Below are 25,047 nucleotides of genomic sequence, written 5' to 3' on the forward strand. Positions count from 1 at the left end.
AAAGCCGGACTTGGCCATTTTTGCTGCTTTCCCTCGTTAAATAGCTCGCTATTCGCCTCGGTAAAGCAACAAAACTGTCTCAAACCGGCTTTCCCTCGCTACTAACGGTCAAGTCCGACAGGCCCCTAGGCTGGGCGCGTATTACCGACGATAACGATCATTAGGAACAGGTTCCCATGTCTGCATCTCTCGCATTCGTCTTTCCGGGTCAGGGTTCCCAATCGCTGAGCATGCTCGCTGAGCATGGTGCGCAGCGGCCGCTGATCCTCGAAACCTTCGCCGAGGCTTCCGAAGCCCTCGGTTATGACCTCTGGGCGCTGACCCAGCAGGGTCCTGAAGAGCAACTCAATCAAACTGATAAAACCCAGCCGGCGATCCTCACCGCCTCTGTTGCGCTGTGGCGTGCCTGGCTGGCTGAGAGCGCGGCGCGCCCGGCTTTTGTCGCGGGCCACAGTTTGGGTGAGTACTCGGCGCTGGTCGCTGCGGGTGGCTTGTCGCTGGCTGCTGCGGTCAAGCTGGTGGAGCATCGCGGTCAACTGATGCAGCAGGCGGTTCCGGCCGGGCAGGGCGGCATGGCGGCGATTCTCGGTCTGGAAGATGCTGATGTGCTGGCTGCTTGCGCCGAGGCTGCGCAGGGTGAAGTGGTCAGTGCAGTGAATTTCAATGCGCCGGGCCAGGTGGTCATCGCCGGTGGCGCTGCTGCTGTTGAGCGCGCTATTGAGGCGTGTAAGGCCCGTGGTGCCAAGCGCGCCATGCCATTGCCCGTTAGCGTACCGTCGCATTGCGCGCTGATGCGACCTGCGGCTGAACGCTTTGCCGAGGCTGTGGCGGCGATTGACTGGCAGGCCCCGCAAATTGCCCTGGTGCAGAACGTCAGTGCTGCGGTGGTGACCGATCTTGAAAGCCTCAAGCGCGATTTGCTGGCGCAGCTTTACAGCCCGGTGCGTTGGGTCGAGTCGATTGTTTGTGTGTCAGGGCAGGGTGTGACTGATTTGGTCGAGTGCGGTCCGGGCAAGGTGTTGTCTGGTTTGAACAAACGCTGCGTCAAAGGCATCAATACCCATAACCTGGACACCCCGGACGCCTTCGCTGCTGCGAACGCGGCTCTGGTCTGATTAAGGAGAAACGTTATGAGCCTGCAAGGTAAGGTTGCATTGGTCACCGGCGCAAGCCGTGGCATTGGCCAGGCTATTGCCCTGGAGCTGGGGCGTCAGGGGGCAGTGGTTATCGGCACCGCCACGTCCGCTTCGGGTGCCGAGCGCATCGCTGAGACGCTGAAGGAACATGGCATTGAGGGCGCAGGCCTGGTGTTGGATGTCAGCGACAGCGAATCGGTTGCCAGCACCCTCGAACATATCCAGCAACATCTTGGTCAGCCGTTGATTCTGGTCAATAACGCCGGCATCACCCGCGATAACCTGATGCTGCGGATGAAAGATGACGAGTGGTTTGATGTCATCAATACCAACCTGAGCAGCCTGTACCGACTGACCAAGGCGGTGCTGCGCGGCATGACCAAGGCGCGCTATGGCCGGATTATCAATATCGGTTCGGTGGTAGGGGCCATGGGCAACGGCGGGCAGGTTAACTATGCGGCTTCCAAGGCTGGCCTTGAAGGTTTTGGCCGTGCGTTGGCGCGTGAAGTGGGCTCGCGGGCGATTACCGTGAACGCCGTGGCGCCGGGCTTTATCGACACCGATATGACCCGCGAATTGCCGGAAGCGCAGCGTGATGCGCTGCTGACCCAGATTCCGTTGGGTCGTTTGGGGCAGGCTGAAGAGATCGCAAAAGTGGTCGCTTTCCTCGCTTCTGATGGCGCCGCTTACGTTACAGGCGCTACTATCCCTGTGAACGGCGGGATGTACATGAGCTGAATGTGACGGATGGCTTCAGAAAACTGTCATAGATGCTGTCTAAAATCCGTTATAAAGCTGCAACAGGTTTATAGGCAGATCGTTGAAGTGTTTGTGGGGCACCCCGGCATTGCGCTTGAAATGCTAAAAACCCTTTCTATACACTTGGCCGCAGCTACAGTGGCCAAGATTTGTCCCATTAGGAGTGAGAACAACGTATGAGCACCATCGAAGAACGCGTCAAGAAAATCGTTGCCGAGCAACTGGGCGTCAAAGAAGAGGAAGTAACCAACAGCGCTTCCTTCGTTGAAGACCTGGGTGCCGACTCTCTTGACACCGTTGAGCTGGTGATGGCTCTCGAAGAAGAATTCGAGACCGAGATCCCGGACGAGCAAGCTGAGAAGATCACCACCGTTCAGGAAGCGATCGACTACGTTACCGCTCACGCGTAAAACGTAATCGTCGGTTCCCGACTCGGAAAAGCCGCACGCCCTTTATCAGGCGTGCGGCTTTTCTTTAAGCGCTTTCCAGGCGTTGATAACTAGAAAAGGAGATTGCTGTGTCGCGTAGACGCGTCGTGGTTACCGGTATGGGCATGCTGTCGCCATTGGGTAACGATGTGCCGAGTAGCTGGCAGGGCATTTTGGCCGGGCGCAGTGGTATCGGCCTGCTTGAGCATATGGATCTTTCCGCTTTTTCCACACGCTTTGGTGGTGCGGTAAAGGGCTTTAACGTCGAGGAATATTTGTCCGCCAAAGAGGCGCGCAAGCTCGATCTGTTTATCCAGTACGGCCTTGCTGCCAGCTTTCAGGCGGTGCGCAACTCCGGTCTGGATATTACCGATGCCAACCGTGAACGCATCGGTGTGGCCATGGGCTCCGGTATCGGCGGCCTGACCAATATCGAGAACAACTGCAAATCGCTGCATGAGCAAGGGCCGCGGCGCATCTCGCCATTTTTCGTGCCTGGCTCGATCATCAATATGATTTCCGGCTTCCTGTCTATCCATCTGGGACTGCAGGGGCCTAACTACGCCATCGCCACAGCCTGCACCACCGGTACTCACTGTATCGGCATGGCGGCGCGCAATATTGCCTACGGCGAAGCCGATGTAATGGTTGCCGGCGGCGCCGAGATGGCTGCCTGCGGCCTGGGTATGGGCGGCTTCGGTGCGGCCCGTGCGCTGTCGACCCGTAATGACGAGCCGGCCAAGGCCAGCCGTCCGTGGGACAAAGACCGCGATGGTTTTGTGCTCTCCGACGGCGCTGGCGCGCTGGTGCTGGAAGAGTTGGAGCACGCCAAGGCGCGTGGCGCGACCATCCACGCTGAGCTGATCGGCTTTGGCATGAGCGGCGACGCCTACCACATGACCTCACCGCCGGAAGATGGCGCAGGCGCGGCGCGTTGCATGACCAATGCCCTGCGCGATGCTGGCGTGAATCCGGAGCAGGTGCAGTACATCAACGCTCACGGCACCTCGACCTCGGCCGGTGACAAGGCTGAAGTGGCGGCGGTGAAGTCGGTGTTTGGCGAGCACGCCTACAAGCTTGCCGTTAGTTCGACCAAGTCCATGACCGGTCACCTGCTCGGCGCGGCTGGCGCGGTGGAGGCGATCTTCAGCATCCTCGCGCTGCGTGATCAGGTGGCGCCGCCCACCATCAATCTGGATAGCCCGGACGAAGGCTGTGATCTGGACTTCGTTGCGCACCAGGCCAAGGCCATGGCGCTGGACGTGGTGCTGTCCAACTCCTTCGGTTTTGGCGGCACCAACGGCTCGCTGGTGTTCCGCCGGTTTGCCGGTTGATGCTGAGCTGGGTCGATGGCCAGCCGGCCGAGCTGCTGTCCGTCAAAGATCGCGGCTTGGCCTACGGCGATGGGCTGTTTGAGACCATCGCCGTAAATGCCGGGCAACCGCTGCTGTTGGAGCGCCATCTGACGCGTTTGGCCGAAGGCTGTGTGCGGCTGAAAATCCCCCTCGACCTACCTGCTGTGCGCGCCCAACTGCTGCCCTTCAGTCAGCAGTTGGGCGAGGGCGTTGCCAAGCTGATCCTGACTCGGGGTGACGGGCTGCGTGGCTATGCGTTGCCGCAGCCCGCTCAACCGCGCGTGATTCTGCAGGCGGCCGCTAAACCGGTTTATCCCGCAGCCTATGCCGAGCAGGGTGTGCGCTTGTTTGCCTGCGCTACGCGTTTGGCCGAACAGCCCTTGCTGGGGGGCCTGAAGCATCTCAATCGCCTGGAACAGGTGTTGGCGCGCAGCGAGTGGCAGGACGCCGAGCATGCCGAGGGCCTGATGCTGGATACCAGTGGCCGGGTGATTGAGGGCGTTTACAGCAACCTGTTGCTGGTCAGTGCTGGTGTGCTGGTTACCGCTGACCTGTCGCGTTGTGGGGTTGCCGGCGTGATGCGCGCTGAGCTGCTGGCCCAGGCGGCTGCGCAGGGCATTGAGTGTCAGGTGCGCGATATCAGCTACGCCGAATTGCTCGCCGCTGAAGAGGTCATGCTGTGCAACAGCGTTTATGGCGTGTGGCCAGTTCGCGCTTTGCTCGCACACGACTGGCCGGTCGGGCCGCTCACCCGTAAACTGCAGGCCATTGCCCGCGATCTACTGGACTGCTGATTCGTGATACGCAAATTTTTGCTGCTGCTGGAAGGCGGCGTGTTGTTGGCTGGCTTATTGGTTGCGTTTGCCGCCTGGCAACAGCATACGGCGCTGCATCAGCCGCTGAACCTGACCGAAGAGTACCTAGTGGACGTGCCTGCAGGCGCGACGCCGGGTGGTGTGCTCAATCGTCTTGAAGCCGATGGCATCCTCGATCAGGCCTTCTGGCTGCGTCTTTACTGGCGCTTCAACCTGCGCAATCAACCGTTGCACAGTGGTGAGTATCGCCTGACTCCCGGCGCCACAGCGCTGGATATGCTCGGCCAGTGGCGACGCGGTGACGTGCTGCAGTACAGCCTGACGCTGGTTGAAGGCTGGAACTTCCGTCAGGTGCGCGCCGCACTGGCACGCGAAACACGCCTTGAGCTGACTTTGAGCGAGTTGAGTGATGCCGAACTGATGAAGAAACTTGGCCTGCCGGGTTTGAACCCTGAGGGGCGGTTCTTTCCCGATACCTACAGTTTTGTGCGTGGCATGAGTGATCTTGACTTGCTCAAACAGGCCCATGCGCGACTAGAAAAGGTGCTGGCCGAAGAATGGGCGCAGCGGGCCAAGGACCTGCCGTACAAGGAGCCTTATGATGCGCTGATTATGGCTTCGATGATCGAGAAGGAAACCGGCGTGCCGCAAGAGCGTGGCGAGATTGCCGGGGTATTTGTGCGGCGTTTGCGCATCGGCATGCGTCTGCAGACTGACCCAACGGTGATCTACGGCATGGGCGAACGCTACAACGGCCGCATCACTCGCAACGACCTGCGCGAGCCGACGCCCTACAACACCTACACCATCGATGGCATGCCGCCCACGCCCATCGCCCTGGTCGGTCGTGAAGCGATCCATGCAGCGCTCAATCCGATGGCCGGCAGCAGCCTCTACTTCGTCGCCCGTGGCGATGGCAGTCACGTATTTTCCAACACCCTGGAGCAACACAATCGTGCCGTGCGCGAGTATCAGCTCAAGCGTCGCGCGGACTATCGTTCCAGCCCGGCCCCTATCGCGCCCAATAATCAGTAAGGACAGCCTGTGAGCGGTTTGTTTATCACCCTGGAAGGCCCGGAGGGCGCAGGCAAGAGCACCAACCGAGAGTACCTGGCCGAGCGTTTACGCGAGCAAGGCATCGATGTGCTGCTGACCCGTGAGCCTGGCGGCACGCCCTTGGCCGAGCGGGTGCGCGAACTGCTGTTGGCACCCAGTGATGAACCGATGGCGGCCGATACTGAACTGCTGCTGGTGTTTGCCGCGCGCGCCCAACATCTGGCGCAGGTGATTCGTCCGGCCTTGGCGCGTGGTGCTGTGGTGCTCTGTGATCGGTTTACCGATGCAACCTACGCCTATCAGGGCGGTGGTCGGGGGCTCTCCGAGGTGCGTATCGCTTTGCTGGAGGAGTTCGTTCAGGGCGCGTTACGCCCGGATTTGACCCTGGTGTTTGATCTGCCGATTGAAGTGGGCCTGGCCCGTGCTGCGGCACGTGGTCGGCTGGATCGCTTTGAGCAGGAAGGTCGGCAGTTCTTCGACGCCGTGCGCCAGACCTACCTGCGCCGCGCCGCCGAGCAGCCGCAGCGCTACCGCATTCTGGATGCGGCACAGTCGTTGAGTCAGGTTCAGCGCGCACTGGATGAGTTACTGCCGCAACTGCTGGAGCTGCAGCGTGGCTGACGCCTACCCCTGGCAGGATTCACTCTGGCAGCAACTGGCTGGCCGTAGCCAGCATGCCCACGCTTACCTGCTGCACGGGCCTGCCGGGATCGGCAAGCGCGCGCTGGCTGAGCGCTTGATGGCGCGGCTGTTGTGTCAGCAACCCGCTGGCCTGGATGCCTGTGGTCAGTGCAAGTCTTGTCATTTGCTGGCGGCTGGCACCCATCCGGATAACTACATTCTGGAACCGGAAGAGGCCGACAAGGCGATCAAAGTCGATCAGGTGCGTGATCTGGTCAGCTTTGTGGTGCAAACCGCACAACTGGCCGGGCGCAAGGTGGTGTTGGTCGAGCCGACCGAATCGATGAACGTCAACGCCGCCAACGCCTTGCTGAAAAGCCTGGAAGAGCCGTCCGGCAATACCGTATTGCTGTTGATCAGCCATCAGCCCAGTCGCCTGTTGCCAACGGTGAAAAGCCGCTGCGTGCAGCAGGCCTGTCCGTTGCCGAGCGAGGCCATGAGCCTGGCGTGGCTGGCGCAGGCGTTACCCGGCTGTAGCGCCGAGGAGCATAACGAGTTGCTATTTCTTGCCGCCGGCTCGCCGCTGGCGGCGGTGAAGATGCATGAGCAGGGCGTTATCGCGCAGCGCGCTCAGGTGGTCGAGGGGGTGAAGAAGCTGCTTAAACAGCAGATTGCGCCCAGCCAGCTGGCCGAAAGCTGGAATGCGGTCTCCCTGCAGTTGCTGTTCGACTGGTTCTGCCAGTGGTCGCAGCTGATGCTGCGTTACCAACTGACCCGTGATGAAGACGGCCTCGGGCAAGCCGATATGCGCAAGGTGGTGCAGTACCTGGCGGATAAAACCGCGCAGCCGAAAGTACTGAACATTCAGGATTGGTTGCTGGCGCAGCGTCAGAAAGTCCTCGGCAAGGCTAACCTTAACCGTGTCTTGCTTCTCGAAGCCTTGTTGGTGCAGTGGGCAAGCTTGCCCGGACCGGGCTAGAATCGGCCATTAAGTGAATAAAATCAGGAATGCCGCATGAGTCTGCCTCCTAACTTGGGCCCGCGTAACGGAATTTTGTCGCTGACAATCAAGGACAAATCCGTGCTTTATGCCGCTTACATGCCCTTTATCAAGAACGGCGGCCTGTTTATTCCAACCAACAAGAGCTACAAACTCGGCGATGAAGTGTTCATGCTGCTCAACCTGATGGATGAGCCGGAAAAGATTCCGGTCGCCGGTAAGGTGGTCTGGATCACTCCCAAGGGTGCTCAGGGCAACCGCGCCGCTGGTGTGGGTGTGCAGTTCAATGATGGCGACAACACCGCGCGCAACAAGATCGAAACCTACCTGGCCGGTGCGCTGACGTCGGATCGCCCGACGCACACCATGTAAGTGGTTTTTCCTCCGCATTACGGTGCCCGTTCTGTGGCACCGACTCTCAAGTGATTGCTCCCCATGCTGGTTGATTCCCACTGTCACCTTGACCGCCTCGATCTGGCCGCCTATGGCGGTTCGCTCGACGCGGCGTTAGACGCTGCGCGCGCGCGCGGCGTCGGTCATTTTCTGTGCATCGGCGTCAGTGCCGACAATGCCGCAGCGGTCAAAGGCCTGGCTGAGCGTTATGCCGATGTCGATTGCTCGGTTGGTGTGCATCCGCTGGACCTTGAGCCCGGCGCGGCCCCAGCACTGGATTGGCTACTGGGTGAGCTAAACCACCCCCAGGTGGTAGCCATCGGCGAAACCGGGCTGGATTATCACTACGAGCCAGAATCCGCCGCGCTGCAGCAAACGTCTTTCCGTCTGCACCTCGATGCGGCGCGGGTCACCGGCAAGCCGGTGATCGTGCACACCCGCGAGGCCCGTGCCGACACCCTGGCACTGCTGCGTGAAGCGGCGCTGCCGCAGGCCGGCGTGCTGCACTGCTTTACCGAAGACTGGGAAATGGCCAAGGCTGCGCTGGATATCGGCTTCTATATCTCGCTGTCCGGCATCGTCACCTTCCGCAATGCCGAAGCGCTGCGTGAAGTGGCGCGCCAGGTGCCGGCAGATCGCTTGTTGGTGGAGACCGACTCGCCTTATCTGGCGCCGATCCCGCATCGTGGCAAGCCGAACCTGCCCGAGTACGTGCGTGATGTAGCTGAGTACTTGGCAGTGCTGCGTGGCGTGAGCTTCGAGCAGTTAGCCGAACAGACCACAGCCAACTTCAAACGCCTATTTCCGCTGGCTCGGGTGGTTTGATCGCTGTTCTCGGGTAAAACGGACTCAAAAAAAACCCGGACTCTGGGGGATGAGACCGGGTTAAGACCATTAGGAGTAAATCAAGGCACGCGGTCCACGGTACCTTGCCTGGCGGGGCGCTTGGGGGATACGCCGCACACCAGTACTGCTCAGTATTGGTGAAAATTGCCGAACGTCCAGGCCGGTTACTGACATTCTTAAACGGATTTGGAATACGCATCGCGCTGCTGAGTCCTCAAGCAGTCGCCAGCTGCCGCAGTAGCGCCAGTGTCTCTTCAATTACCCTGGGTTCGCTGTAAAAGTGGGGCGACAGGCGGATGCCCGCACCGCGCTGTGCGCAGATCACCTGCTGCTGTTTCAGCTGATTGAACAAAGCCGAGTTGTCCCAACCATCCAAACTGAAAGTCAGGATGCCGGCGCGCTGCTGACGCTGCACGGCGCTGTGCAGATGTGCACCAGAGATTTTGCCCAACCCATCCAGTAGCCACTGCATACGCTCTTGCAGCGCGCTCTCGACCGCCGTCATGCCCACTTCTTCCAGCAGCGACAGGCTGGCCTCCAGGGCCATGGCGCCGAGCATGTTCGGGCTGCCGCACTCAAAGCGTCGGGCGCTGTGTGCGGGCTCCCAGCTGCTGCGTTGGTAGTCGCCGGCATGTTCGAGCATATGCCAGCCGTATTCATGCAGCTTGAGTTGAGCGCGCAGGTCGCTGCGGCAATAGAACACGCCGAGGCCTTCCGGACCGAGCAGCCATTTATGCCCGTCGGCCATGGCGAAGGCGCATTGGCTGGCTTGCACGTCGAAGGGCAGGGCGCCGAGCTGCTGGATGGCATCAATACACAGCAGCACGCCGCGCGACTCACAGCCCTGGCCTAAGCGCGGCAGGTCCAGCCGCAGGCCGCTGGCATACTGCACCGCGCTGATTGCCATCAGCCGTGTACGTGGGCCGCAGGCGGCGAGCAGGGCTGCTTCGGCATCGCCGTTGTGCAGGTTGACTTGCACCACCTCGACGCCCAAGGGCGCGAGCGCTTCCCAGACAATCCGATTAGAGGGGAACTCTTCATCGCTGATCACCACCTGGTCACGGGCCCGCCAATCCAGGCCGAAGGCGACGAAGGACAAGGCCTCAGAGGTATTTTTCACCAGCGCGATATCGCTATGGGAAGGCGCGTTGAGCAAGCGCTGCAAGCGTTCGCGCAAGCGCCGCTCGACCTGCAGCCAGGTTGCGTAGTCACGCGCGCCGGTTTGTGCGTTCTCAATGGCAAAGCGGCTGACCGCACCGACGGCCCGTTGTGGCCAGGGTGAAACGGCCGCGTGATTTAGATAACGCAGGCCGGTAAGTTGCGGAAACTCGTCATGAACTGCGTACATGGTCGGATGATCCGTGCAATTTGCCGTTAGTTAGGCATAATACGCGCCTTCGTTTTTCGACCCCGTAGTCCTTTTATGCATAAAGAACCCCGCAAGGTCCGTGAGTTTCGCCGCCGCGAACAGGAAATTCTCGACACAGCACTGAAGCTCTTCCTCGATCAGGGTGAAGACAGCGTGACTGTGGAGATGATTGCCGACACGGTTGGTATTGGTAAAGGCACCATCTACAAACACTTCAAGTCCAAGGCGGAGATCTATTTGCGCCTGATGCTCGACTACGAGCGCGATCTCAACGAGCTGCTGCACTCGGCCGATATCGACCGCGACAAGGAATCCCTGTCGCGCGCCTATTTCGAGTTCCGCATGCGCGACCCGCAGCGCTACCGCCTGTTTGATCGCCTGGAAGAGAAGGTGGTCAAGGGTAACCAGGTGCCGGAGATGGTCGAGCAGCTGCACAAGATTCGCGCCTCCAACTTCGAGCGTCTGACCCAGCTGATCAAGGGCCGTATCGCCGAAGGCAAGCTGGAAGACGTGCCGCCGTATTTCCATTACTGCGCCGCCTGGGCGTTGGTGCACGGCGCTGTGGCGCTGTATCACTCGCCGTTCTGGAGCAATGTGCTGGAAGATCAGGAAGGCTTTTTCCAGTTCCTGATGGACATCGGCGTGCGCATGGGCAACAAGCGCAAGCGCGACGGTGAGTTGCCACAGGCTTGATGGTTTTAGTGGGTGTGGCTGCTTTGCAGTGATTGTTCCTGGTGGTTACCGTTGCCCGAGATAAGAGCATGAGCGCGCACGACTTTCCCATCGCCTATATCGAACCGGTATTCCGCCCGCCCAGCGAGGCCCACTCGCTGATTCTGCCGGTGACCAATGGCTGCTCATGGAATCACTGCTCTTTTTGCGAGATGTACACCCAGGAGCAGAAGAAATTCCGTGCCCGTGATGAGGCGCAGGTGCTCGAAGAGATTCGCCTGGCCGGTGAGCGAATGATCGTGCAGCGGGTGTTTCTCGCCGATGGCGATGCCTTGGTGTTGCCGACGCGGCGCCTGTTGACCATTCTGCAAGCGATACGTACGCATATGCCGGACGTTGAGCGGGTGTCGAGCTACTGCCTGCCGCGCAACCTGCGCAAGAAGTCAGTGGGTGAGCTCAAGGAGCTGGCTGACGCTGGCCTGCGTATGGCCTATGTCGGCTGCGAGTCGGGTGATGATGAGGTGCTGGCTCGGGTCAACAAGGGTGAGACTTATGAGTCCAGCCTGAGCGCGCTGGATAAACTTGGCCAGGCCGGCATTACTCGCTCGGTGATGATCCTCAATGGCCTGGGCGGCCCAACCTTGAGTGAGCAGCATGCGGATAATTCGGCGCGCCTGATGAACGAAGCGCAACCAGAGTTTCTCTCGACCCTGGTGGTGAGTTTTCCCCAGGGCGAGGCGCGCTTTCGCGAAGGCTTTGCCGACTTCCAGCCGCTCAGCCAGCAGCAGTTGTTTGTCGAGGTCGAGCGTTTGCTGCAAGGGTTGGAGCTGCGCGATACGGTTTTCCGCAGTGATCATGCTTCCAACTATCTAGTACTCAAAGGCACTCTCGGTGCCGACAAGCCGCGTTTATTGGCACAGGTGCGGCAGGCTATCGAGCAGCCGCAACAGGCACGTTTGCGTCAAGAGTGGCAGCGCGGCCTCTGACTGGCTACAGGTGGCGTGAAATCTGCATTGAGGCGCTATCTGCCGGTTTTTTGTCACCGGCGCGGGAGAAGCGTGATGCGTGGTCTGTTGCTGATTGTGGGTGTGTTGCTGCTGAGCGGCTGTATGAAGGCCAGTGATCTGGCGGATGAGGCGATTTATCAATTGCGCGATGTCGGCATGCTCGACCATAGCCAGACGCGCCGCGCCAGCCCTTGGCGCTTACAGGCTGACTCCTTTATCTATATCGCCCAGGGCCATTTTGTGCCGCCGGGCTCAGCCTATCCGCGACCCAATGTGGTGGCCGAGGAAGCCTACAAGGGCTTTATCGAGTATTTCCCCATGATCCGTCGCGCCAAGGCTCCGTTAGGCCTGGAAGAGTCGCTGGTTGAGGCCCGTGAGGCCGGGGCGCATTATCTGCTGTACAGCCGCTTTGCCTATGCCGATGACCGCATCGGCACAGTGGAAGAGTGGGAGGACCAAGAAGCGCTGGACCGTCTCGGTACCGATCGCGGGGTGATCCAGTTGATGCTGATCGAAACTAATACCCGTTATTTGGTCGATACCACACGCATTCGTAGCCGCGGTGGCTTCCTAACGCTTTATGATGCCAAGCCTGAGGGCCTGATCGGTCCGGCGCTGCAGGACTATGCACGGCGTTTATTAGGTTTGGGGCGTTGATTGATGACAGATACAGGCAAGGCCAGCGACCTGCTGGCACAGATACCCAAAAGCGAGGGCAAGGGCTTGCCGCCGGTGCACCTGTGGAACCCAGCGTTCTGCGGTGATATCGACATGCGTATCGCCCGCGACGGCACCTGGTACTACATGGGCACGCCGATTGGGCGCAAGCCGATGGTCAAACTGTTCTCCACCATCATCCGCCGTGACGGCGATAAATATGTGCTGGTGACTCCGGTTGAAATGGTCGGCATCCAGGTTGATGACGCGCCCTTTGTAGCGGTCAGCCTGCAGGTGGAAGGCGAGGGCGAAGCGCAGGTGCTGCGTTTTATCACCAATGTCGAGGATGAGGTGGTGGCCGGCAGCGCGCATCCGCTGCGGGTCGAGCTGGACGCCCTGACCGATGAGCCTGCGCCTTATGTGCATGTGCGGACCAATCTGGAGGCGCTGATTCACCGCAATGTGTTCTACCAGCTGGTCGAGCTGGCGGTGCCGCGCGAGATTGATGGCCAGAGCTGGCTTGGCGTATGGAGCAGTGGAGAGTTTCTCCCCATCGGCCCGAAGCCGGAATAGTACGTAGCCTGGATGAAATCCAGGGGCTCGCTGGCAGCATTTAAGGTTGGTCCCGGATTACATCCGGGCTACAAACAGCATGATCGGCGTAAGGGTCAACGAATTCTGCCCGATCAAAACAAAGGCTCCCGAGGGAGCCTTTTTTGCATCTTAGAGCCTGTTTTTAAAGCAGTAGGGCTGACGCGGAGCAGATCGTGGCAGGTTCTTACATATTGGGGTAGTTAGGCCCGCCGGTGCCTTCAGGGGCCACCCAGGTGATGTTCTGGGCCGGGTCCTTGATGTCACAGGTTTTGCAGTGCACGCAGTTCTGCGCGTTGATCTGGAACTTCTGCTCGCCGTCTTCCTTGGTGACGATTTCGTAAACGCCGGCTGGACAGTAGCGCTGCGCCGGCTCGTCGTACAGCGGCAGGTTCTTGCTCAGTGGAATGCTCGGGTCGGTGAGCTTCAGGTGGCAGGGTTGTTCCTCTTCATGGTTGGTGTTGGAGAGGAATACTGAGCTGAGCTTGTCGAAGCTGAGCTTGCCGTCCGGTTTCGGGTAGGCAATCTTCGCGCACTCTGCCGCCGGCTTCAGGCAGGCGTAATCCGGCTTGGTGTCGTGCAGGGTGAAGGGCAGTTTGCCACCGAAGATGTTCTGGTCCAGCCAGTTGAAGCCGGCGCCCATCAGCGGGCCAAGCTTGTGCATTGCCGGGCCGAAGTTGCGGGTGCTGAACAACTCGTCGTACAGCCAGCTGGCCTTGAATGCGTCGACATAGCCGGTCAGCTGATCGCCGCCTTCCTTGCCTGCAAACAGCGCGTCAGCCACGGCTTCGGCGGCGAGCATGCCGGATTTCATGGCGGTGTGGCTGCCCTTGATCTTGGCCACGTTCATGGTGCCGAGGTCGCAACCGATCAGCGCGCCGCCGTTGAATACCATCTTCGGCAGCGAATTGATGCCGCCTTTGGCCAGGGCGCGGGCACCGTAAGCGACGCGCTTGCCGCCTTCCAGGTACTGGGCTATCACCGGGTGATGCTTGTAGCGCTGGAACTCATCGAACGGCGACAGGTGCGGGTTGCTGTACGACAGGTCGACGATCAGGCCGACTACCACCTGGTTGTTTTCCAGGTGATAGAGGAAGGAACCACCGGTGTTTTCTTTTGCGACGATATCCAGCGGCCAGCCGGCGGTGTGTACCACCAGGCCCTGCTCGTGCTTGGCCGGGTCGATGTCCCAGATTTCCTTGATGCCAATGCCGTAGTGCTGGGCGTCGGCTTCGGAATCCAGGTTGAATTGCTTGATCAGCTGCTTGCCGATATGGCCACGGCAGCCTTCAGCGAACAGGGTGTACTTGGCGCGCAGTTCCATGCCTGGGGTGTAGTAACCCTCTTTTGGGTTGCCTTCGCGGTCGACACCCAGATCGCCAGTTAGAATGCCGTAGACAGCGCCTTCTTCGTTGATCAGCGCTTCCTGAGCGGCGAAGCCTGGGTAGATTTCTACGCCCAGGTTCTCGGCCTGCTGCGCCAGCCAGCGGCACAGGTTGCCCAGGGAAATGATGTAGTTGCCATGGTTGTGCATGGTCTTGGGCACGAAGAAGTCCGGAACCTTGGTGGCCTTCTCGGCATTGCTGAGCACGTAGATGTCATCGCGCTTGACTGGGGTGTTCAGCGGGGCGCCGAGCTCTTTCCAGTCTGGGAACAGTTCGTTCAATGCACGCGGTTCGAACACCGCACCGGAAAGAATGTGCGCGCCGACTTCGGAGCCTTTTTCGACCACGCAGACGCTGATTTCTTTGCCGGTTTCGGCGGCTTTCTGCTTCAGTCGGCAGGCGGCGGACAAACCAGCAGGGCCGGCGCCGACGATGACGACGTCGAATTCCATAAATTCGCGTTCCACAGGCTATCTCCTACTCAGGGCTCTCTAATTTTATTTGGCGATCGAGCTCGTTCCATGAGCGATGCTGGCGCATTATATCCAGACCCTTCAGATGGGCCAATACAAACGTTTGTTTGAATTTTCTGTAGGGCTGTTAGAATCCTACTACATCGCTGACGATTGGCCGCTTCGTTGTCTTGACCAGTCTAGGTCGTGCGGTCAAGATACCGGCGGTTTAGTGTCTGCCTTTACTGGTTGACTCCCGGTTCCGGCCGGTTAGCAGTTCCCGCCATGTTCGCTTCTGGCGACATTCTTATTCACCGGAGAGTAACGAGGAATCCATGAAGGTTCTTGTAGCTGTCAAACGAGTGGTCGACTACAACGTCAAGGTTCGCGTCAAAGCGGACAACAGCGGCGTTGATCTTGCCAACGTCAAGATGTCGATGAACCCTTTCTGCGAAATCGCCGTGGAAGAAGCTGTACGCCTGAAAGAGAAAGGCGTGGCGAGCGAAATCGTTGTCGTAACCATCGGCCCGGCCACTGCTCAAGAGCAGCTGCGTACCGCGCTGGCGCTGGGTGCTGACCGTGCCATCCTGGTTGAATCTAGCGATGAGCTGAACTCGCTGGCTGTGGCCAAACTGCTCAAGGCAGTGGTCGACAAAGAGCAGCCGCAGTTGGTGATCCTGGGCAAACAGGCCATCGACAGCGACAACAACCAGACCGGCCAGATGCTCGGCGCGCTGACTGGTTTCGGCCAGGGCACCTTCGCTTCCAAAGTGGAAGTGGCAGGCGACAAGGTCAACGTAACCCGCGAAATCGACGGCGGTCTGCAGACCGTTGCGTTGAACCTGCCGGCTATCGTGACCACCGACCTGCGTCTGAACGAGCCGCGCTACGCGTCGCTGCCGAACATCATGAAAGCCAAGAAGAAGCCGCTGGAAACCATCACCCCGGATGCTCTGGGTGTTTCCACCGCTTCCACCGTGAAAACCCTGAAAGTCGAAGCGCCTGCTACCCGTAGCGCCGGCATCAAGGTCAAGTCCGTGGCTGAACTGGTCGAGAAACTGAAGAACGAGGCGAAGGTAATCTAAATGACTATCCTGGTTATCGCTGAACACACCAATGCCGCCCTGGCTCCTGCCACGCTGAATACCGTGGCTGCTGCCGCGAAAATCGGTGGCGACATCCACGTTCTGGTTGCAGGTTCCGCTTGCGGCGCTGCGGCTGAAGCCGCTAGCAAAATTGCTGGCGTGGCCAAGGTACTGGTTGCTGACAACGCCGCTTTTGCTCACCAGCTGCCGGAAAACGTCGCACCGCTGGTCGCTGAGCTGGGCAAGAGCTACAGCCACATCCTGGCTGCTGCTACCAGCAACGGTAAGAACATCCTGCCGCGCGTTGCTGCTGCCCTGGATGTTGATCAGATCTCGGAAATCATCGCCGTTGAAAGCGCTGACACTTTCAAGCGTCCGATCTACGCCGGTAACGCCATCGCCACCGTGCAGTCTTCCGCTGCCGTGAAAGTCATCACCGTGCGTGCCACCGGTTTCGACCCGGTTGCAGCCGAAGGCGGCAGCGCTGCCGTTGAAGCTGTGGCTGCTGGTGCTGACGCTGGTAAATCGGCTTTCGTCGGCGAAGAGCTGGCCAAGTCCGATCGTCCGGAGCTGACCGCTGCCAAGATCGTCGTTTCCGGCGGCCGCGGCATGCAGAACGGTGACAACTTCAAGCACCTGTACGCCCTGGCCGACAAGCTGGGCGCTGCTGTTGGCGCCTCCCGCGCTGCAGTCGACGCAGGTTTCGTACCCAACGACATGCAGGTCGGTCAGACCGGCAAGATCGTTGCGCCACAGCTGTACATCGCCGTCGGGATCTCCGGCGCGATCCAGCACCTGGCCGGTATGAAAGACTCCAAGGTGATCGTTGCGATCAACAAGGACGAAGAAGCGCCGATCTTCCAGGTGGCCGATTACGGCCTGGTAGCTGATCTGTTCGAAGCAATACCTGAGCTGGAGAAACTGGTTTAAGCCAGTTTCCCCAGGCAAGAAAAAACCCGCTCACTGAGCGGGTTTTTTCTTGCCTGCATTTTTTCGCTAATCCGGCAGCGCTTGTAGAAAGCTCCGGTAGTGCTGCGCGGTCAGTTCTGCTCGTTCAATCATCGGTGCATGGCCGGTATCCGGCATGATCACCACGCTGGGTTGGCGCAGCAGCGGTTGCATCACCTCGATGCTCGATACATGCAAGGCCCGGTCTTCTGCACCCCAGATGATCAATGTCGGCGCCTGGATTTTCGGTAGCTCTGGCTCCAGTGGTATGTAGCGTTCGATCAAATGGGTAAACACCTGGTCGTAGTGCGCGCTATTGGCGATGGCCTGTTCGGCGAAATAGCCTTTGAGCGATTCCGTCAGGTAGGGCGGCTGCACAAAGACAAAGTCGAGCAGGCGCTGAAAATCCTCAGGGCTTTTTACCACCAGCGGATTGGGCTCGCCGCGCTGCAGCCGTTGCAGCAGTTCGCTAGGTTGCGGCGAGGTGATGCCGGCGTTGTCGAGTAATGCCAGAGACAGAGTTTTATGCGGATAGCGTGCGGCATACAGCGCGCTGATATGGCCGCCCATGGAGTTACCGATCAGGTGCAGCTGTCCGATTCCCAGTGCTTCAACCACGCCGGCCAGGCGCTCGGTCTGAGTGCCCACGTCGTAACTGCCGGCCGGCTTGTCGCTGGCACCGAACCCTGGCAGATCGAGGGCAATAACCCGGTATTCTTGGCTGAGGTGGCGAGCGAAACGCAGCCAGTTGTCCTTGTTGGCAGCGAAGCCGTGCACCATCAGGACGGTTTGTGCGCTGCTTGGGCCGCCCTCGTAGTAATGAATGCTAAGATCGCCCACGCTAATCTGCTTCAGGCTCAGCCCGGCGCGTTGCCGCTCCAGCAGTTGTATGCCCGTCAACAGGGCGGCGGGTGAGAGGTACAGCAGGGCTGCGGTACCGGCGAGCAGTAGCATCAACGTTACGATCAGTTTTTTCATGGTTAGTCTTTATCGCGAATTAGTATTGATGCGTATTAAGCTAGCATGATCTAAGAAGTCTCCCGATGTGTGGCCCTAGGCGCCCATCCAAGGTTAAGTCGAGAAGTCGTCAATGCTTGAGCGTGGTTTATATAGATCGTTCCTACTGCTCGCTGCACTGCTGATACCGGCATTTGCCGTTGCCGCAGGTAAGTGCGAGCGCCTGGTGGCGACGGGTAACCCGGAGTACCCGCCGTATCTCTGGCGCGACCCGCAGAATCCTCAACAACTGATCGGTGCCAACGCCGATCTGCTGCAGCACTTGGCCAAGGAGCTGGGTGTGGTGGTGGACATCATCTATACCGGGCCCTGGTCGCGGGCGCAGGATGAAGTGCGCACTGGCCGTGTCGACCTGATTGCCGGGGCGTTTCTGACCTTGCCGCGTCTTGAAGTCATGGATTATGTGCATCCGGCGTTCTACTTCACGCCTAATGTGGTGTGGGTGCACCGCGGTGCAGAGTTCCCCTATGCCGGCTGGGAGGATCTGCGTAATCGCACCGGCGGTACTCTGGTCAACAACAGTTTTGGGCAAGCGTTCGATGCTTACGCCAAGAGCAACCTGACCCTGGAGGGCGTTTCCAGCCTTACTCAGGCGTTCCAGAAGCTCGTGCGGGGACGTACTGACTACGTGCTGTACGAGCGTTACCCAGGGCAGGCGCTGGCCGATAGCCTGGGCATGCAGGACGATCTGCTGGTGCTTGATCCGCCGATCTCCAGCGAAGGCTTGTACCTGACGCTGTCGCACAACTCGGCCTGCAACGATGCCTGGCTGCGCGGCATGCTGGCGAAGAAAATGAACGAGGCAATCGCCAGCGGTTTGCCGGACGACTTGCTGCAGCGCAATCTGCAGCGCTGGAAAGATCAACAGCTCACACCCAGCGGTGACGCTGAACAGTAGGGAAATCCTGTGATTTATCGACGTATCTGTGCGGCCTTGCTGCCGCTCATGCTCAGCGCCTGTGCATCTGACCCAGCGCCCAATGAGCAACTGCGCTTGACCGAACAGGCGCTTAGCCAAGCCCAGGCGCTGGGTATTTCCGCCGAGCAATCAGCCTCGCTGCGCCTGGCTGAGGAAAAATTTGCCCTGGCCCAAACGGCCATGCAGGACGAGGACTACAAACAGGCGCGGGTGTATGCCGAGCAGGCCGAGCTGGATGCGCGGCTGGCCGAAGCCGAGCACCTGACCGAGAAAAGCCAGCAGCAACTGGCCGAGTTAAGCAACGCCATCAACCGCTTGCGCAAACAGCTGGGAGGCTTGCAATGAAGCCTGCTCAGCTAAACCTGTTGGCGGTTTTCGCGGCTGTATTGTTGAGCGGCTGCGCTTCATCGCACAGTTCGAACGACCAGGCATTAGAGGGGGCACACGCAGCCTTCCAACAGGTGAAGGAAGATGGCGACGTGCTGCGCAGCGCGCCCAAGGACCTGATTCGCGCCGGTGAGTCGCTGGCCAAGGCCGATCGCCTATCGAGCTACTGGGGCAGCGCTGATGATGTCAGCCACTATGCCTATCTCAGCCAGCAGTACAGTGCGATTGCCGGGCAGAAGAGTGCGCTCAATCTGAATCAGGAGCGCGCGGTCAAGCTGGAGCTGGAACGCCAGCGGCTGCAGTTGGCCTTGCGTGAGGCCAAGCTGCTCAGCGTGCAGGATCAGAGCAACTGGCTTGAAGAGCAGATGGTCAGCCTGTCCACCATCCAGAGTGAGCGCGGCCTGGTGATGACCTTGGGTGATGTGCTGTTTGATGCCGGCCATACCGACCTCAAAACCTCGGCCAACCGTACGGTGCTGAAACTGGTGCAGTTCCTTCAACTCAACCCGCGACGCATCGTGCGCATTGAGGGCTATACCGACAGCCGTGGTGATGCTCAGGAAAATCTCGAACTGTCCCGCGCCCGCGCCCAGGCAGTGGCCGATGTACTGGTCGATCTGGGCATCGATAGCAAGCGCATCGAAGTACAGGGCCATGGCGAGAGCTTCCCGGTAACCGAAAATGCCTCGGCCAAAGGCCGGGCGCAAAATCGCCGAGTGGAGATCGTGTTCTCCGATGAGCAAGGTAATCTCGGCTCGTCGCGCTAACTCTGCTGTCGTTAAGAAGCCTAGGAGCCTGTCGGGCTTGACCGTTCGTAGCGAGGGAAAGCCCGGATCGAGTCAGTTTTGTTGGTCTTTCGAGGCGAATAGCGAGCTATTTAACGAGAAAGAGCAGCAAAAATGGCCGAATCCGGATTTTCCGCAGTAGAACAGTGTTAAGTCCGACAGGCTCCTAGGTTCGCCGGTAATGCTGTTCACTTAAGTACCGGGTGGACGCGGTCACCCCCTCGTCCCTCCGGGGAGAGGGTTAGGGAGAGGGGAAGGTCTCCAATTTGGCGGCGTTTTCAGCCCTCACCCCCAGCCCCTCTCCCATAAATGGGAGAGGGGAGCAAAACGTATGCGACCTAAAGTGAACAGCATTACGGCTAGCCGGGGCTTTTATTGGCCCTGTCCTGCATGCAATCGGTAGGTTGGCGCTGAGCGCAGCGAAGCCCAACAGCCGTTGGCATATGGAATAGATCGCTAGGCAGTGCTGCACAATCCGAACATCTATTAATTGAACCGCTACAGCCCTGGCGGGTTGGCACTGTATCGCCCACAATTCAGTGAGCTGTACCGGTGCAATTGTAAAAGCCCGGTTTACTGTTACGGTTCAGTCAAGCAGGAACGCGGTCATGACTAATCTGTTGCTTTATCAGCGCATTGCCCAGCAACTGGCGGAAGACATCCGCCGTGGCGTTTACCAGCCTGGTGAGCGTGTGCCGTCGGTGCGCAAGATGAGTGCGCAGCTCAGCGTCAGCCACGCGACTGTGCTGCAGGCCTACGCCAATCTGGAAGACCAGGGACTGATCCGCGCCCGCCCGCAGTCTGGCTTCTATGTGCACCAGACCCCGGCTCTTACTGCGCCAACCCCTGATATCGCCCGTGTCGAGCGGCCTGGCCTGGTAACGCGCAGTAGCATCATCAATCAGGTGCTCGCCGAGTCGCGCCGCGAGGGCGTGTTTCCCTTAGGCGCAGCGGTGCCGCATGTCGATTACCTGCCGGTGCGCGCGTTGCACCAGCAGTTGGCCAAGGTCACCCGTTTTCACAGTGCCCGGGCCTTCAGCTATATGTTCAGCCCAGGTTTCGAGCCGCTGCGGCGCCAGGTGGCGATCCGCATGCGCGATGCCGGCGTGGTGGTCGATCCAACGGAAGTAGTGATCACCCACGGCTGCGTCGATGCCCTGCAGATGAGCCTGCGGGTGCTGACCAAACCGGGCGATCTGATCGCCGCCGAGTCGCCAACTTATTACGGTCTGCTGCAGCTGGCTGATTTGCTTGGACTGAAAGTCATTGAGATTCCCAGCGACCCGACCACCGGCATCAGCCTGGAAGCCCTGCAGCTGGCGGCCAATCAATGGCCGATCAAGGCTCTGGTGCTGACTGCGCGGCTGAGCAACCCGCTGGGCGGCACCATTCCCGAAGAGCGTCAGCGCCAGTTGCTGCGCCTGGCCGGTGATTACGATATTCAGATTATCGAAGATGATATCTACGGCGAACTGATGTTCGAGCAGGGTCCGACCAAGGCGCTCAAATCCCATGACCGTGAAGGACGGGTGTTGTATTGCTCAAGCTTCTCGAAAACCCTCTCACCCGGTGTGCGTATCGGTTGGATTGTCGCCGGCAAATACCAGGATGAAATCCAGCGCCTGCAGACCTTCAGCACCCACTCGGCGTGCAGCGTCACGCAGATGGCGGTGGCGGCGTACCTGGAGAACGGCGGCTACGACCGTCACCTGCGCTTTATCCGTCAGGAGTACCGCAAGAACCTCAGCGCCTTTCAGCTGGCGGTGCAGCAGTACTTCCCCGAAGGCACGCAGATGAGTCGGCCCAAGGGCGGCTTTATCCTCTGGGTCAGCCTGCCGGCGCGGGTCAACACCAAGGACCTGCACGTGCGCGCGCTGCAGCAGGGCATCAGCATCGCGCCGGGGCTGATCTTCAGTAATACCGAGCAGTTCAACCACTGCATCCGCCTGAACTGCGGCATCCCATGGAACCGCGAGGCCGAGCGCGCGCTAATGACCCTGGGCATGCTGGCCGGGCAGTTGTGTCAGGAGGGCGCTGCGAGCTTTTAGCAGCGGCTTAACCCGATGTAGCAAAGGGCTGCGTCTACCTGAGCGAATGGTTTGTTCCTATCGCTCAGGAGATGCGCCCATGTCTGCTTACCCCGTACTGCTTACCCGTCCTCTGCTTGCCGGTTTCGCCGCAGGCGTAATGATCAGCCTTGGCGCGTGTAGCGCCGCCAACCCCGAGGCGCCAGCCGCAGAGGCGGGCGGCCCGCAGCTGAGCGATCAGGCCCATAAGCGTGAACGCGCCGAGCTGCGCGAGCAGCTGGCCGCTGCCCCAGCCGAACTGCAACGCAAAAGTCAGGTAGCGGGCAACGCTGTGATGCCCAGCGTGGCCTATGCGCCGATGCCGATGCCGATGCCGATGCCGATACCGATACCGATGTCTGTGCAGGCCGATGCTTTGCCGCCTGCTTACTTGGGGAAGAGCCGTGACGAGAATCGCGAGCAGTATCAGAAACTGGCGGGCAACCCGGTGCATGCCGTGGCCGAGACGCCGGTGTCGACCTTTAGTATCGATGTGGACACCGGCAGCTACGCCAATGTGCGGCGTTTTCTCAATGGCGGGCAGTTGCCGCCGCAGGATGCGTTGCGCCTGGAGGAGTTGGTCAATTACTTCCCCTACGCCTATCCGCTGCCCAAGGGCGATGTGCCGTTTGGCGTGCACACTGAGCTGGCGGCCACGCCTTGGAACCCAGAAAGCCGCTTGCTGCGTATCGCCATCAAGGCTTCTGATCTACGGGTAGAGAAGCTGCCGCCGGCCAATCTGGTGTTTCTGGTGGATGTCTCCGGCTCGATGGACCGCCGCGAAGGCCTGCCGATGGTGCAAAGCACCTTGAAGTTGCTGGTCGAGCAACTGCGCGCTCAGGACAAGGTGTCGCTGGTGGTCTATGCCGGCTCATCCAGCGTAGTTCTGGAGCCGACATCTGGCAGCGAGAAGGCCAAGATCCGTGCAGCCATCGACCAGCTAACGGCGGGCGGCTCGACGGCCGGTGAGTCGGGCATTCAGCTGGCCTACCAGCAGGCGCAGCAGGGCTTTATCGACGGCGGCATCAACCGCATCCTGCTGACCACCGATGGTGACTTCAATGTCGGCATCAGTGACTTCGAAACCCTCAAACAATTGGCTGCTGACAAGCGCAAGATCGGCGTCTCCCTGACCACCCTGGGCTTCGGCGCCGACAACTACAACGAGCAGTTGATGGAGCAGTTGGCCGATGCCGGCGACGGTAACTACGCCTATATCGACAACCTACGCGAGGCGCGCAAGGTGCTGGTGGATCAGCTCAGCTCAACCCTGGCAACGGTCGCCAGTGATGTGAAGATCCAGGTCGAGTTCAACCCGGCGCAGGTCAGTGAGTACCGCCTGCTGGGTTATGAGAACCGTGCGCTGAAGCGTGAAGATTTCAGTAGCGACAAGGTTGATGCCGGTGAAATCGGCGCAGGTCACACAGTAACCGCACTCTATGAAGTGGTGCCGGTGGGCGGTAAGGGCTGGCTGGAGCCGCTGCGTTATCAAGCCGCGAAGACTGAGGGCAGGGCAGGTGAGCTGGCCTGGCTGCGCATTCGTTACAAGGCGCCAGGGCAGGACGTCAGCAAACTGCTTGAGCAGCCGATTCAGGCCAGTGATGTGCCTGCCATCAGCCAGGCCAGTGAGGATCTGCGCTTTGCTGCTGCGGTGGCCGCCTTCGCTCAGCAGCTCAAGGGCGATACCTACACCGGGCGCTTCAGTCTGGCCGACAGCGCCGAGTTGGCGCGCAACGCCAAAGGCATCGACCGCTTCGGTTTGCGCGGCGAGTTTGTGCAGCTGGTGGAACTGGCGCAGAGTCTGCAAACTGCGACAAACCCTTCAACTAGCGCACGAGTACAGCAGTGAATCGACCCCTCACGGATGACGACACCGCCTTGTTACGGCGTTACCGCTGCGGTGATGCGGCGGCTTTCGCCGAGTTGTATCAGCGCCACCGGCTCGGCCTGTTTCGCTTTTTGCTTGGTCTGTGTGGCGACCACGCCCTGGCCGAGGAGGTGTTTCAGGACACCTGGATGAGCCTGATCCGCAGCCAGAGCGAACAGCGCGATGCGGTGCTGTTCAAGACCTGGCTGTACCAGATCGGCCGCAACCGGTTGATTGACACCTGGCGCAAGCATGGTCGGCATCAGGCGGGGCATGCCGAGTACGATGAACAGCAGCATGCCCCGCACGATCCGCAGCCGGGGCCTGAGCAACAGCTCAGCCTGAGCCGCGATCAGCAGCGTTTAGAGGCCGCCCTGGCGGATTTACCAACAGAGCAGCGCGAAGTGTTTCTGCTGCGTGCCCATGGCGACATGGAGCTGGCCGAGATCGCCGAGCTGACCCAGATACCTGCCGAGACGGTGAAAAGCCGTTTGCGCTATGCCCTGCAGAAGTTACGTCGGCTGCTGGCTGACCCGGCCGCCGAGGAGTTGTCCGTATGAACCACGATCAACATAGGCCCGATGAGCAGGAACGGCAGATGCTGGAGCATTTCCGCCAGAACAGCGGCGGCGAGCCCAGTGCACAGCTGGATGCGCAGATTCTCGCGGCGGCCAGTGCTGCCGTGCGTAATGCGGCCACGGATGAGGCCAAACCTGGCCTGAGTGCGCGCCTGCACAGCTGGCTGTTCGGCGCTGGCGGCCGGCAACGGTGGTCGGTGGCATTGGCTGGGGTGGCCTGCTTGGGAATTGGCGTAAGCCTGACCTGGCGAACTTTTGAGCAGGCACCGGATGCATTTGATGCCGTGCCCAGCGGCGTACCGACGGCCCCGGCTGCAGCGAGGATGGCTCCACAATCCGCGCCGATGCTCGCGCCACTGGCGGAATCCACTGTGGTGGTTGAGGAAGCAGAGCGTTCACGGGCGGCGAAGCCTGCTCCGGTGATTCAGGGCTACAGTGCCGATGCTGCTGAGGCGGAGAAGAAACTTTCGGCCGGTGCGTCCAATCAGCTGCTGCGTGAAGAGGTGACGGCCGAGTTGTTGCACGACGCTGCGCCTGCTGTATCAGCCGCCGAAAAAACGGCCGCCAGCCAAGCGGAACAGCAACTGCGCAGTGAGCTGCAACGGTTGCTTAAATTGCGTCGTGATGGTTGGGCGGATGAGGCCGATGCTTTGCTGTTGCAACTGATGCGCGAGCACCCAGAGCTCGATATTGACGCGCAACTGCAGCAACTGCAGATGCCGGAATAAGACGGTGTAAATCAGTCGCTGGTGGCCATCGATATCGGTGGTCGTCGGCTGATTCTCCGAATAGAAACTTGCGTTGTTACCTGCCGTACCGATTGCGTGCTTGCCAGAGTGCGGGGCAGGGGCCA

26 protein-coding genes are annotated in these 25,047 nt (G+C 60.0%); 23 read left to right on the forward strand and 3 right to left on the reverse strand.

Annotated elements, in window-relative coordinates:
* Positions 1-176 precede the first annotated feature (176 nt).
* The 10 genes from fabD to AC0T4W_RS07800 all read left to right on the forward strand — a co-directional run bounded on the left by fabD (position 177) and on the right by AC0T4W_RS07800 (position 8,388).
* Positions 177-1,115: an ACP S-malonyltransferase gene (gene fabD / locus AC0T4W_RS07755; RefSeq protein ID WP_476318239.1), complete on the forward strand. Its 939-nt coding sequence runs from the start codon at positions 177-179 to the stop codon at positions 1,113-1,115.
* A gap of 15 nt (positions 1,116-1,130) precedes the next feature.
* The gene (fabG, locus tag AC0T4W_RS07760; RefSeq protein WP_476318241.1) at positions 1,131-1,874 is read left to right on the forward strand and encodes a 3-oxoacyl-ACP reductase FabG; all 744 of its coding nucleotides are present in this window, start codon (positions 1,131-1,133) and stop codon (positions 1,872-1,874) included.
* 197 nt (positions 1,875-2,071) lie between these two features.
* Positions 2,072-2,305 (forward strand): acyl carrier protein, encoded by a 234-nt coding sequence (gene acpP, locus AC0T4W_RS07765; RefSeq protein WP_058066290.1) that lies wholly within the window; start codon positions 2,072-2,074, stop codon positions 2,303-2,305.
* Positions 2,306-2,412: 107 nt separating this feature from the next.
* Positions 2,413-3,657 carry a beta-ketoacyl-ACP synthase II gene (gene fabF, locus AC0T4W_RS07770; protein ID WP_476318244.1) on the forward strand — a complete coding sequence of 415 codons (1,245 nt, stop codon included), beginning with the start codon at positions 2,413-2,415 and terminating at the stop codon, positions 3,655-3,657.
* The gene (pabC, locus tag AC0T4W_RS07775; RefSeq protein ID WP_476318246.1) at positions 3,657-4,472 is read left to right on the forward strand and encodes an aminodeoxychorismate lyase; all 816 of its coding nucleotides are present in this window, start codon (positions 3,657-3,659) and stop codon (positions 4,470-4,472) included. Before fabF ends, pabC begins: the two co-directional genes overlap by 1 nt.
* A 3-nt stretch (positions 4,473-4,475) precedes the next feature.
* On the forward strand, positions 4,476-5,528 hold the full coding sequence (mltG, locus tag AC0T4W_RS07780) for an endolytic transglycosylase MltG (protein WP_476318248.1): 1,053 nt from the start codon (positions 4,476-4,478) through the stop codon (positions 5,526-5,528).
* 9 nt (positions 5,529-5,537) lie between these two features.
* Complete coding sequence (gene tmk, locus AC0T4W_RS07785) at positions 5,538-6,170, forward strand: dTMP kinase (RefSeq protein WP_476318250.1); 633 nt, start codon at positions 5,538-5,540, stop codon at positions 6,168-6,170.
* A complete protein-coding gene (locus tag AC0T4W_RS07790; RefSeq protein WP_476318252.1) occupies positions 6,163-7,149 on the forward strand; it encodes a DNA polymerase III subunit delta' in 987 nt (328 codons plus the stop codon). Before tmk ends, AC0T4W_RS07790 begins: the two co-directional genes overlap by 8 nt.
* Positions 7,150-7,185: 36 nt before the next feature.
* Complete coding sequence (locus AC0T4W_RS07795; RefSeq protein ID WP_090238100.1) at positions 7,186-7,542, forward strand: PilZ domain-containing protein; 357 nt, start codon at positions 7,186-7,188, stop codon at positions 7,540-7,542.
* Positions 7,543-7,605: 63 nt separating this feature from the next.
* Positions 7,606-8,388 carry a TatD family hydrolase gene (locus AC0T4W_RS07800; RefSeq protein WP_476318255.1) on the forward strand — a complete coding sequence of 261 codons (783 nt, stop codon included), beginning with the start codon at positions 7,606-7,608 and terminating at the stop codon, positions 8,386-8,388.
* Positions 8,389-8,623: 235 nt separating this feature from the next.
* Here AC0T4W_RS07800 and AC0T4W_RS07805 read toward each other — a convergent pair whose 3' ends face one another.
* The gene (locus AC0T4W_RS07805) at positions 8,624-9,757 is read right to left on the reverse strand and encodes an aminotransferase class V-fold PLP-dependent enzyme (protein WP_476318257.1); all 1,134 of its coding nucleotides are present in this window, start codon (positions 9,755-9,757) and stop codon (positions 8,624-8,626) included.
* 75 nt (positions 9,758-9,832) lie between these two features.
* On the opposite strand from AC0T4W_RS07805, the gene AC0T4W_RS07810 reads away from it, so the two are divergent.
* The 4 genes from AC0T4W_RS07810 (at position 9,833) to AC0T4W_RS07825 (ending at position 12,687) form a co-directional block, all read left to right on the forward strand.
* Positions 9,833-10,471: a TetR/AcrR family transcriptional regulator gene (locus AC0T4W_RS07810; protein WP_476318259.1), complete on the forward strand. Its 639-nt coding sequence runs from the start codon at positions 9,833-9,835 to the stop codon at positions 10,469-10,471.
* Positions 10,472-10,539: 68 nt separating this feature from the next.
* Positions 10,540-11,436 (forward strand): radical SAM protein, encoded by an 897-nt coding sequence (locus AC0T4W_RS07815; RefSeq protein ID WP_476318261.1) that lies wholly within the window; start codon positions 10,540-10,542, stop codon positions 11,434-11,436.
* Positions 11,437-11,511: 75 nt separating this feature from the next.
* Positions 11,512-12,114: a DUF4823 domain-containing protein gene (locus AC0T4W_RS07820; RefSeq protein ID WP_476318263.1), complete on the forward strand. Its 603-nt coding sequence runs from the start codon at positions 11,512-11,514 to the stop codon at positions 12,112-12,114.
* A 3-nt stretch (positions 12,115-12,117) separates the two neighbouring features.
* A complete protein-coding gene (locus AC0T4W_RS07825) occupies positions 12,118-12,687 on the forward strand; it encodes a DUF1285 domain-containing protein (protein WP_476318265.1) in 570 nt (189 codons plus the stop codon).
* Between the two features lie 205 nt (positions 12,688-12,892).
* Here the strand turns inward: AC0T4W_RS07825 and AC0T4W_RS07830 are convergent, their stop codons facing one another.
* Positions 12,893-14,557 carry an electron transfer flavoprotein-ubiquinone oxidoreductase gene (locus AC0T4W_RS07830; RefSeq protein WP_476318267.1) on the reverse strand — a complete coding sequence of 555 codons (1,665 nt, stop codon included), beginning with the start codon at positions 14,555-14,557 and terminating at the stop codon, positions 12,893-12,895.
* Positions 14,558-14,877: 320 nt separating this feature from the next.
* Here AC0T4W_RS07830 and AC0T4W_RS07835 point away from each other — a divergent pair, with 320 nt between their 5' ends.
* Together AC0T4W_RS07835 and AC0T4W_RS07840 are read left to right on the forward strand one after the other, a co-directional pair.
* Positions 14,878-15,627 (forward strand): electron transfer flavoprotein subunit beta/FixA family protein, encoded by a 750-nt coding sequence (locus AC0T4W_RS07835; protein ID WP_476318269.1) that lies wholly within the window; start codon positions 14,878-14,880, stop codon positions 15,625-15,627.
* Positions 15,628-16,557 carry an electron transfer flavoprotein subunit alpha/FixB family protein gene (locus AC0T4W_RS07840; RefSeq protein ID WP_476318271.1) on the forward strand — a complete coding sequence of 310 codons (930 nt, stop codon included), beginning with the start codon at positions 15,628-15,630 and terminating at the stop codon, positions 16,555-16,557.
* Between the two features lie 66 nt (positions 16,558-16,623).
* Here the strand turns inward: AC0T4W_RS07840 and AC0T4W_RS07845 are convergent, their stop codons facing one another.
* Positions 16,624-17,553, reverse strand: a complete 930-nt coding sequence (locus AC0T4W_RS07845; protein WP_476318273.1) for an alpha/beta fold hydrolase — start codon at positions 17,551-17,553, stop codon at positions 16,624-16,626.
* A 112-nt stretch (positions 17,554-17,665) separates the two neighbouring features.
* On the opposite strand from AC0T4W_RS07845, the gene AC0T4W_RS07850 reads away from it, so the two are divergent.
* From AC0T4W_RS07850 to AC0T4W_RS07880, 7 genes are all read left to right on the forward strand, one after another.
* Positions 17,666-18,490, forward strand: coding sequence for a substrate-binding periplasmic protein (locus AC0T4W_RS07850; RefSeq protein WP_476318275.1), 825 nt, complete (start codon positions 17,666-17,668; stop codon positions 18,488-18,490).
* 9 nt (positions 18,491-18,499) lie between these two features.
* The gene (locus AC0T4W_RS07855; protein ID WP_476318277.1) at positions 18,500-18,856 is read left to right on the forward strand and encodes a DUF4398 domain-containing protein; all 357 of its coding nucleotides are present in this window, start codon (positions 18,500-18,502) and stop codon (positions 18,854-18,856) included.
* Complete coding sequence (locus tag AC0T4W_RS07860) at positions 18,853-19,665, forward strand: OmpA family protein (protein ID WP_476318279.1); 813 nt, start codon at positions 18,853-18,855, stop codon at positions 19,663-19,665. Before AC0T4W_RS07855 ends, AC0T4W_RS07860 begins: the two co-directional genes overlap by 4 nt.
* A 626-nt stretch (positions 19,666-20,291) precedes the next feature.
* A complete protein-coding gene (locus AC0T4W_RS07865) occupies positions 20,292-21,731 on the forward strand; it encodes an aminotransferase-like domain-containing protein (protein WP_476318281.1) in 1,440 nt (479 codons plus the stop codon).
* 79 nt (positions 21,732-21,810) lie between these two features.
* On the forward strand, positions 21,811-23,598 hold the full coding sequence (locus AC0T4W_RS07870; RefSeq protein ID WP_476318283.1) for a vWA domain-containing protein: 1,788 nt from the start codon (positions 21,811-21,813) through the stop codon (positions 23,596-23,598).
* Entirely contained in the window at positions 23,595-24,176 is a 582-nt protein-coding gene (locus tag AC0T4W_RS07875; protein ID WP_476318285.1) for an RNA polymerase sigma factor, read from the forward strand. Before AC0T4W_RS07870 ends, AC0T4W_RS07875 begins: the two co-directional genes overlap by 4 nt.
* Positions 24,173-24,922: a hypothetical protein gene (locus AC0T4W_RS07880; protein WP_476318287.1), complete on the forward strand. Its 750-nt coding sequence runs from the start codon at positions 24,173-24,175 to the stop codon at positions 24,920-24,922. The genes AC0T4W_RS07875 and AC0T4W_RS07880 overlap by 4 nt, the downstream gene beginning before the upstream one ends.
* Positions 24,923-25,047: the final 125 nt, after the last annotated feature.

Source organism: Pseudomonas sp. C7.1, from assembly GCF_056312395.1.

What these genes read in the sequence shown, in the direction of transcription:
- fabD (WP_476318239.1), top strand. Translation starts at nt 177, where the DNA reads ATGTCTGCATCTCTCGCATTCGTCTTTCCGGGTCAGGGTTCCCAATCG.
- fabG (WP_476318241.1), top strand. Translation starts at nt 1,131, where the DNA reads ATGAGCCTGCAAGGTAAGGTTGCATTGGTCACCGGCGCAAGCCGTGGC.
- acpP (WP_058066290.1), top strand. Translation starts at nt 2,072, where the DNA reads ATGAGCACCATCGAAGAACGCGTCAAGAAAATCGTTGCCGAGCAACTG.
- pabC (WP_476318246.1), top strand. Translation starts at nt 3,657, where the DNA reads ATGCTGAGCTGGGTCGATGGCCAGCCGGCCGAGCTGCTGTCCGTCAAA.
- AC0T4W_RS07795 (WP_090238100.1), top strand. Translation starts at nt 7,186, where the DNA reads ATGAGTCTGCCTCCTAACTTGGGCCCGCGTAACGGAATTTTGTCGCTG.
- AC0T4W_RS07800 (WP_476318255.1), top strand. Translation starts at nt 7,606, where the DNA reads ATGCTGGTTGATTCCCACTGTCACCTTGACCGCCTCGATCTGGCCGCC.
- AC0T4W_RS07805 (WP_476318257.1), bottom strand. Translation starts at nt 9,757, where the DNA reads ATGTACGCAGTTCATGACGAGTTTCCGCAACTTACCGGCCTGCGTTAT.
- AC0T4W_RS07810 (WP_476318259.1), top strand. Translation starts at nt 9,833, where the DNA reads ATGCATAAAGAACCCCGCAAGGTCCGTGAGTTTCGCCGCCGCGAACAG.
- AC0T4W_RS07815 (WP_476318261.1), top strand. Translation starts at nt 10,540, where the DNA reads ATGAGCGCGCACGACTTTCCCATCGCCTATATCGAACCGGTATTCCGC.
- AC0T4W_RS07820 (WP_476318263.1), top strand. Translation starts at nt 11,512, where the DNA reads ATGCGTGGTCTGTTGCTGATTGTGGGTGTGTTGCTGCTGAGCGGCTGT.
- AC0T4W_RS07825 (WP_476318265.1), top strand. Translation starts at nt 12,118, where the DNA reads ATGACAGATACAGGCAAGGCCAGCGACCTGCTGGCACAGATACCCAAA.
- AC0T4W_RS07835 (WP_476318269.1), top strand. Translation starts at nt 14,878, where the DNA reads ATGAAGGTTCTTGTAGCTGTCAAACGAGTGGTCGACTACAACGTCAAG.
- AC0T4W_RS07840 (WP_476318271.1), top strand. Translation starts at nt 15,628, where the DNA reads ATGACTATCCTGGTTATCGCTGAACACACCAATGCCGCCCTGGCTCCT.
- AC0T4W_RS07845 (WP_476318273.1), bottom strand. Translation starts at nt 17,553, where the DNA reads ATGAAAAAACTGATCGTAACGTTGATGCTACTGCTCGCCGGTACCGCA.
- AC0T4W_RS07850 (WP_476318275.1), top strand. Translation starts at nt 17,666, where the DNA reads ATGCTTGAGCGTGGTTTATATAGATCGTTCCTACTGCTCGCTGCACTG.
- AC0T4W_RS07860 (WP_476318279.1), top strand. Translation starts at nt 18,853, where the DNA reads ATGAAGCCTGCTCAGCTAAACCTGTTGGCGGTTTTCGCGGCTGTATTG.
- AC0T4W_RS07865 (WP_476318281.1), top strand. Translation starts at nt 20,292, where the DNA reads ATGACTAATCTGTTGCTTTATCAGCGCATTGCCCAGCAACTGGCGGAA.
- AC0T4W_RS07870 (WP_476318283.1), top strand. Translation starts at nt 21,811, where the DNA reads ATGTCTGCTTACCCCGTACTGCTTACCCGTCCTCTGCTTGCCGGTTTC.
- AC0T4W_RS07880 (WP_476318287.1), top strand. Translation starts at nt 24,173, where the DNA reads ATGAACCACGATCAACATAGGCCCGATGAGCAGGAACGGCAGATGCTG.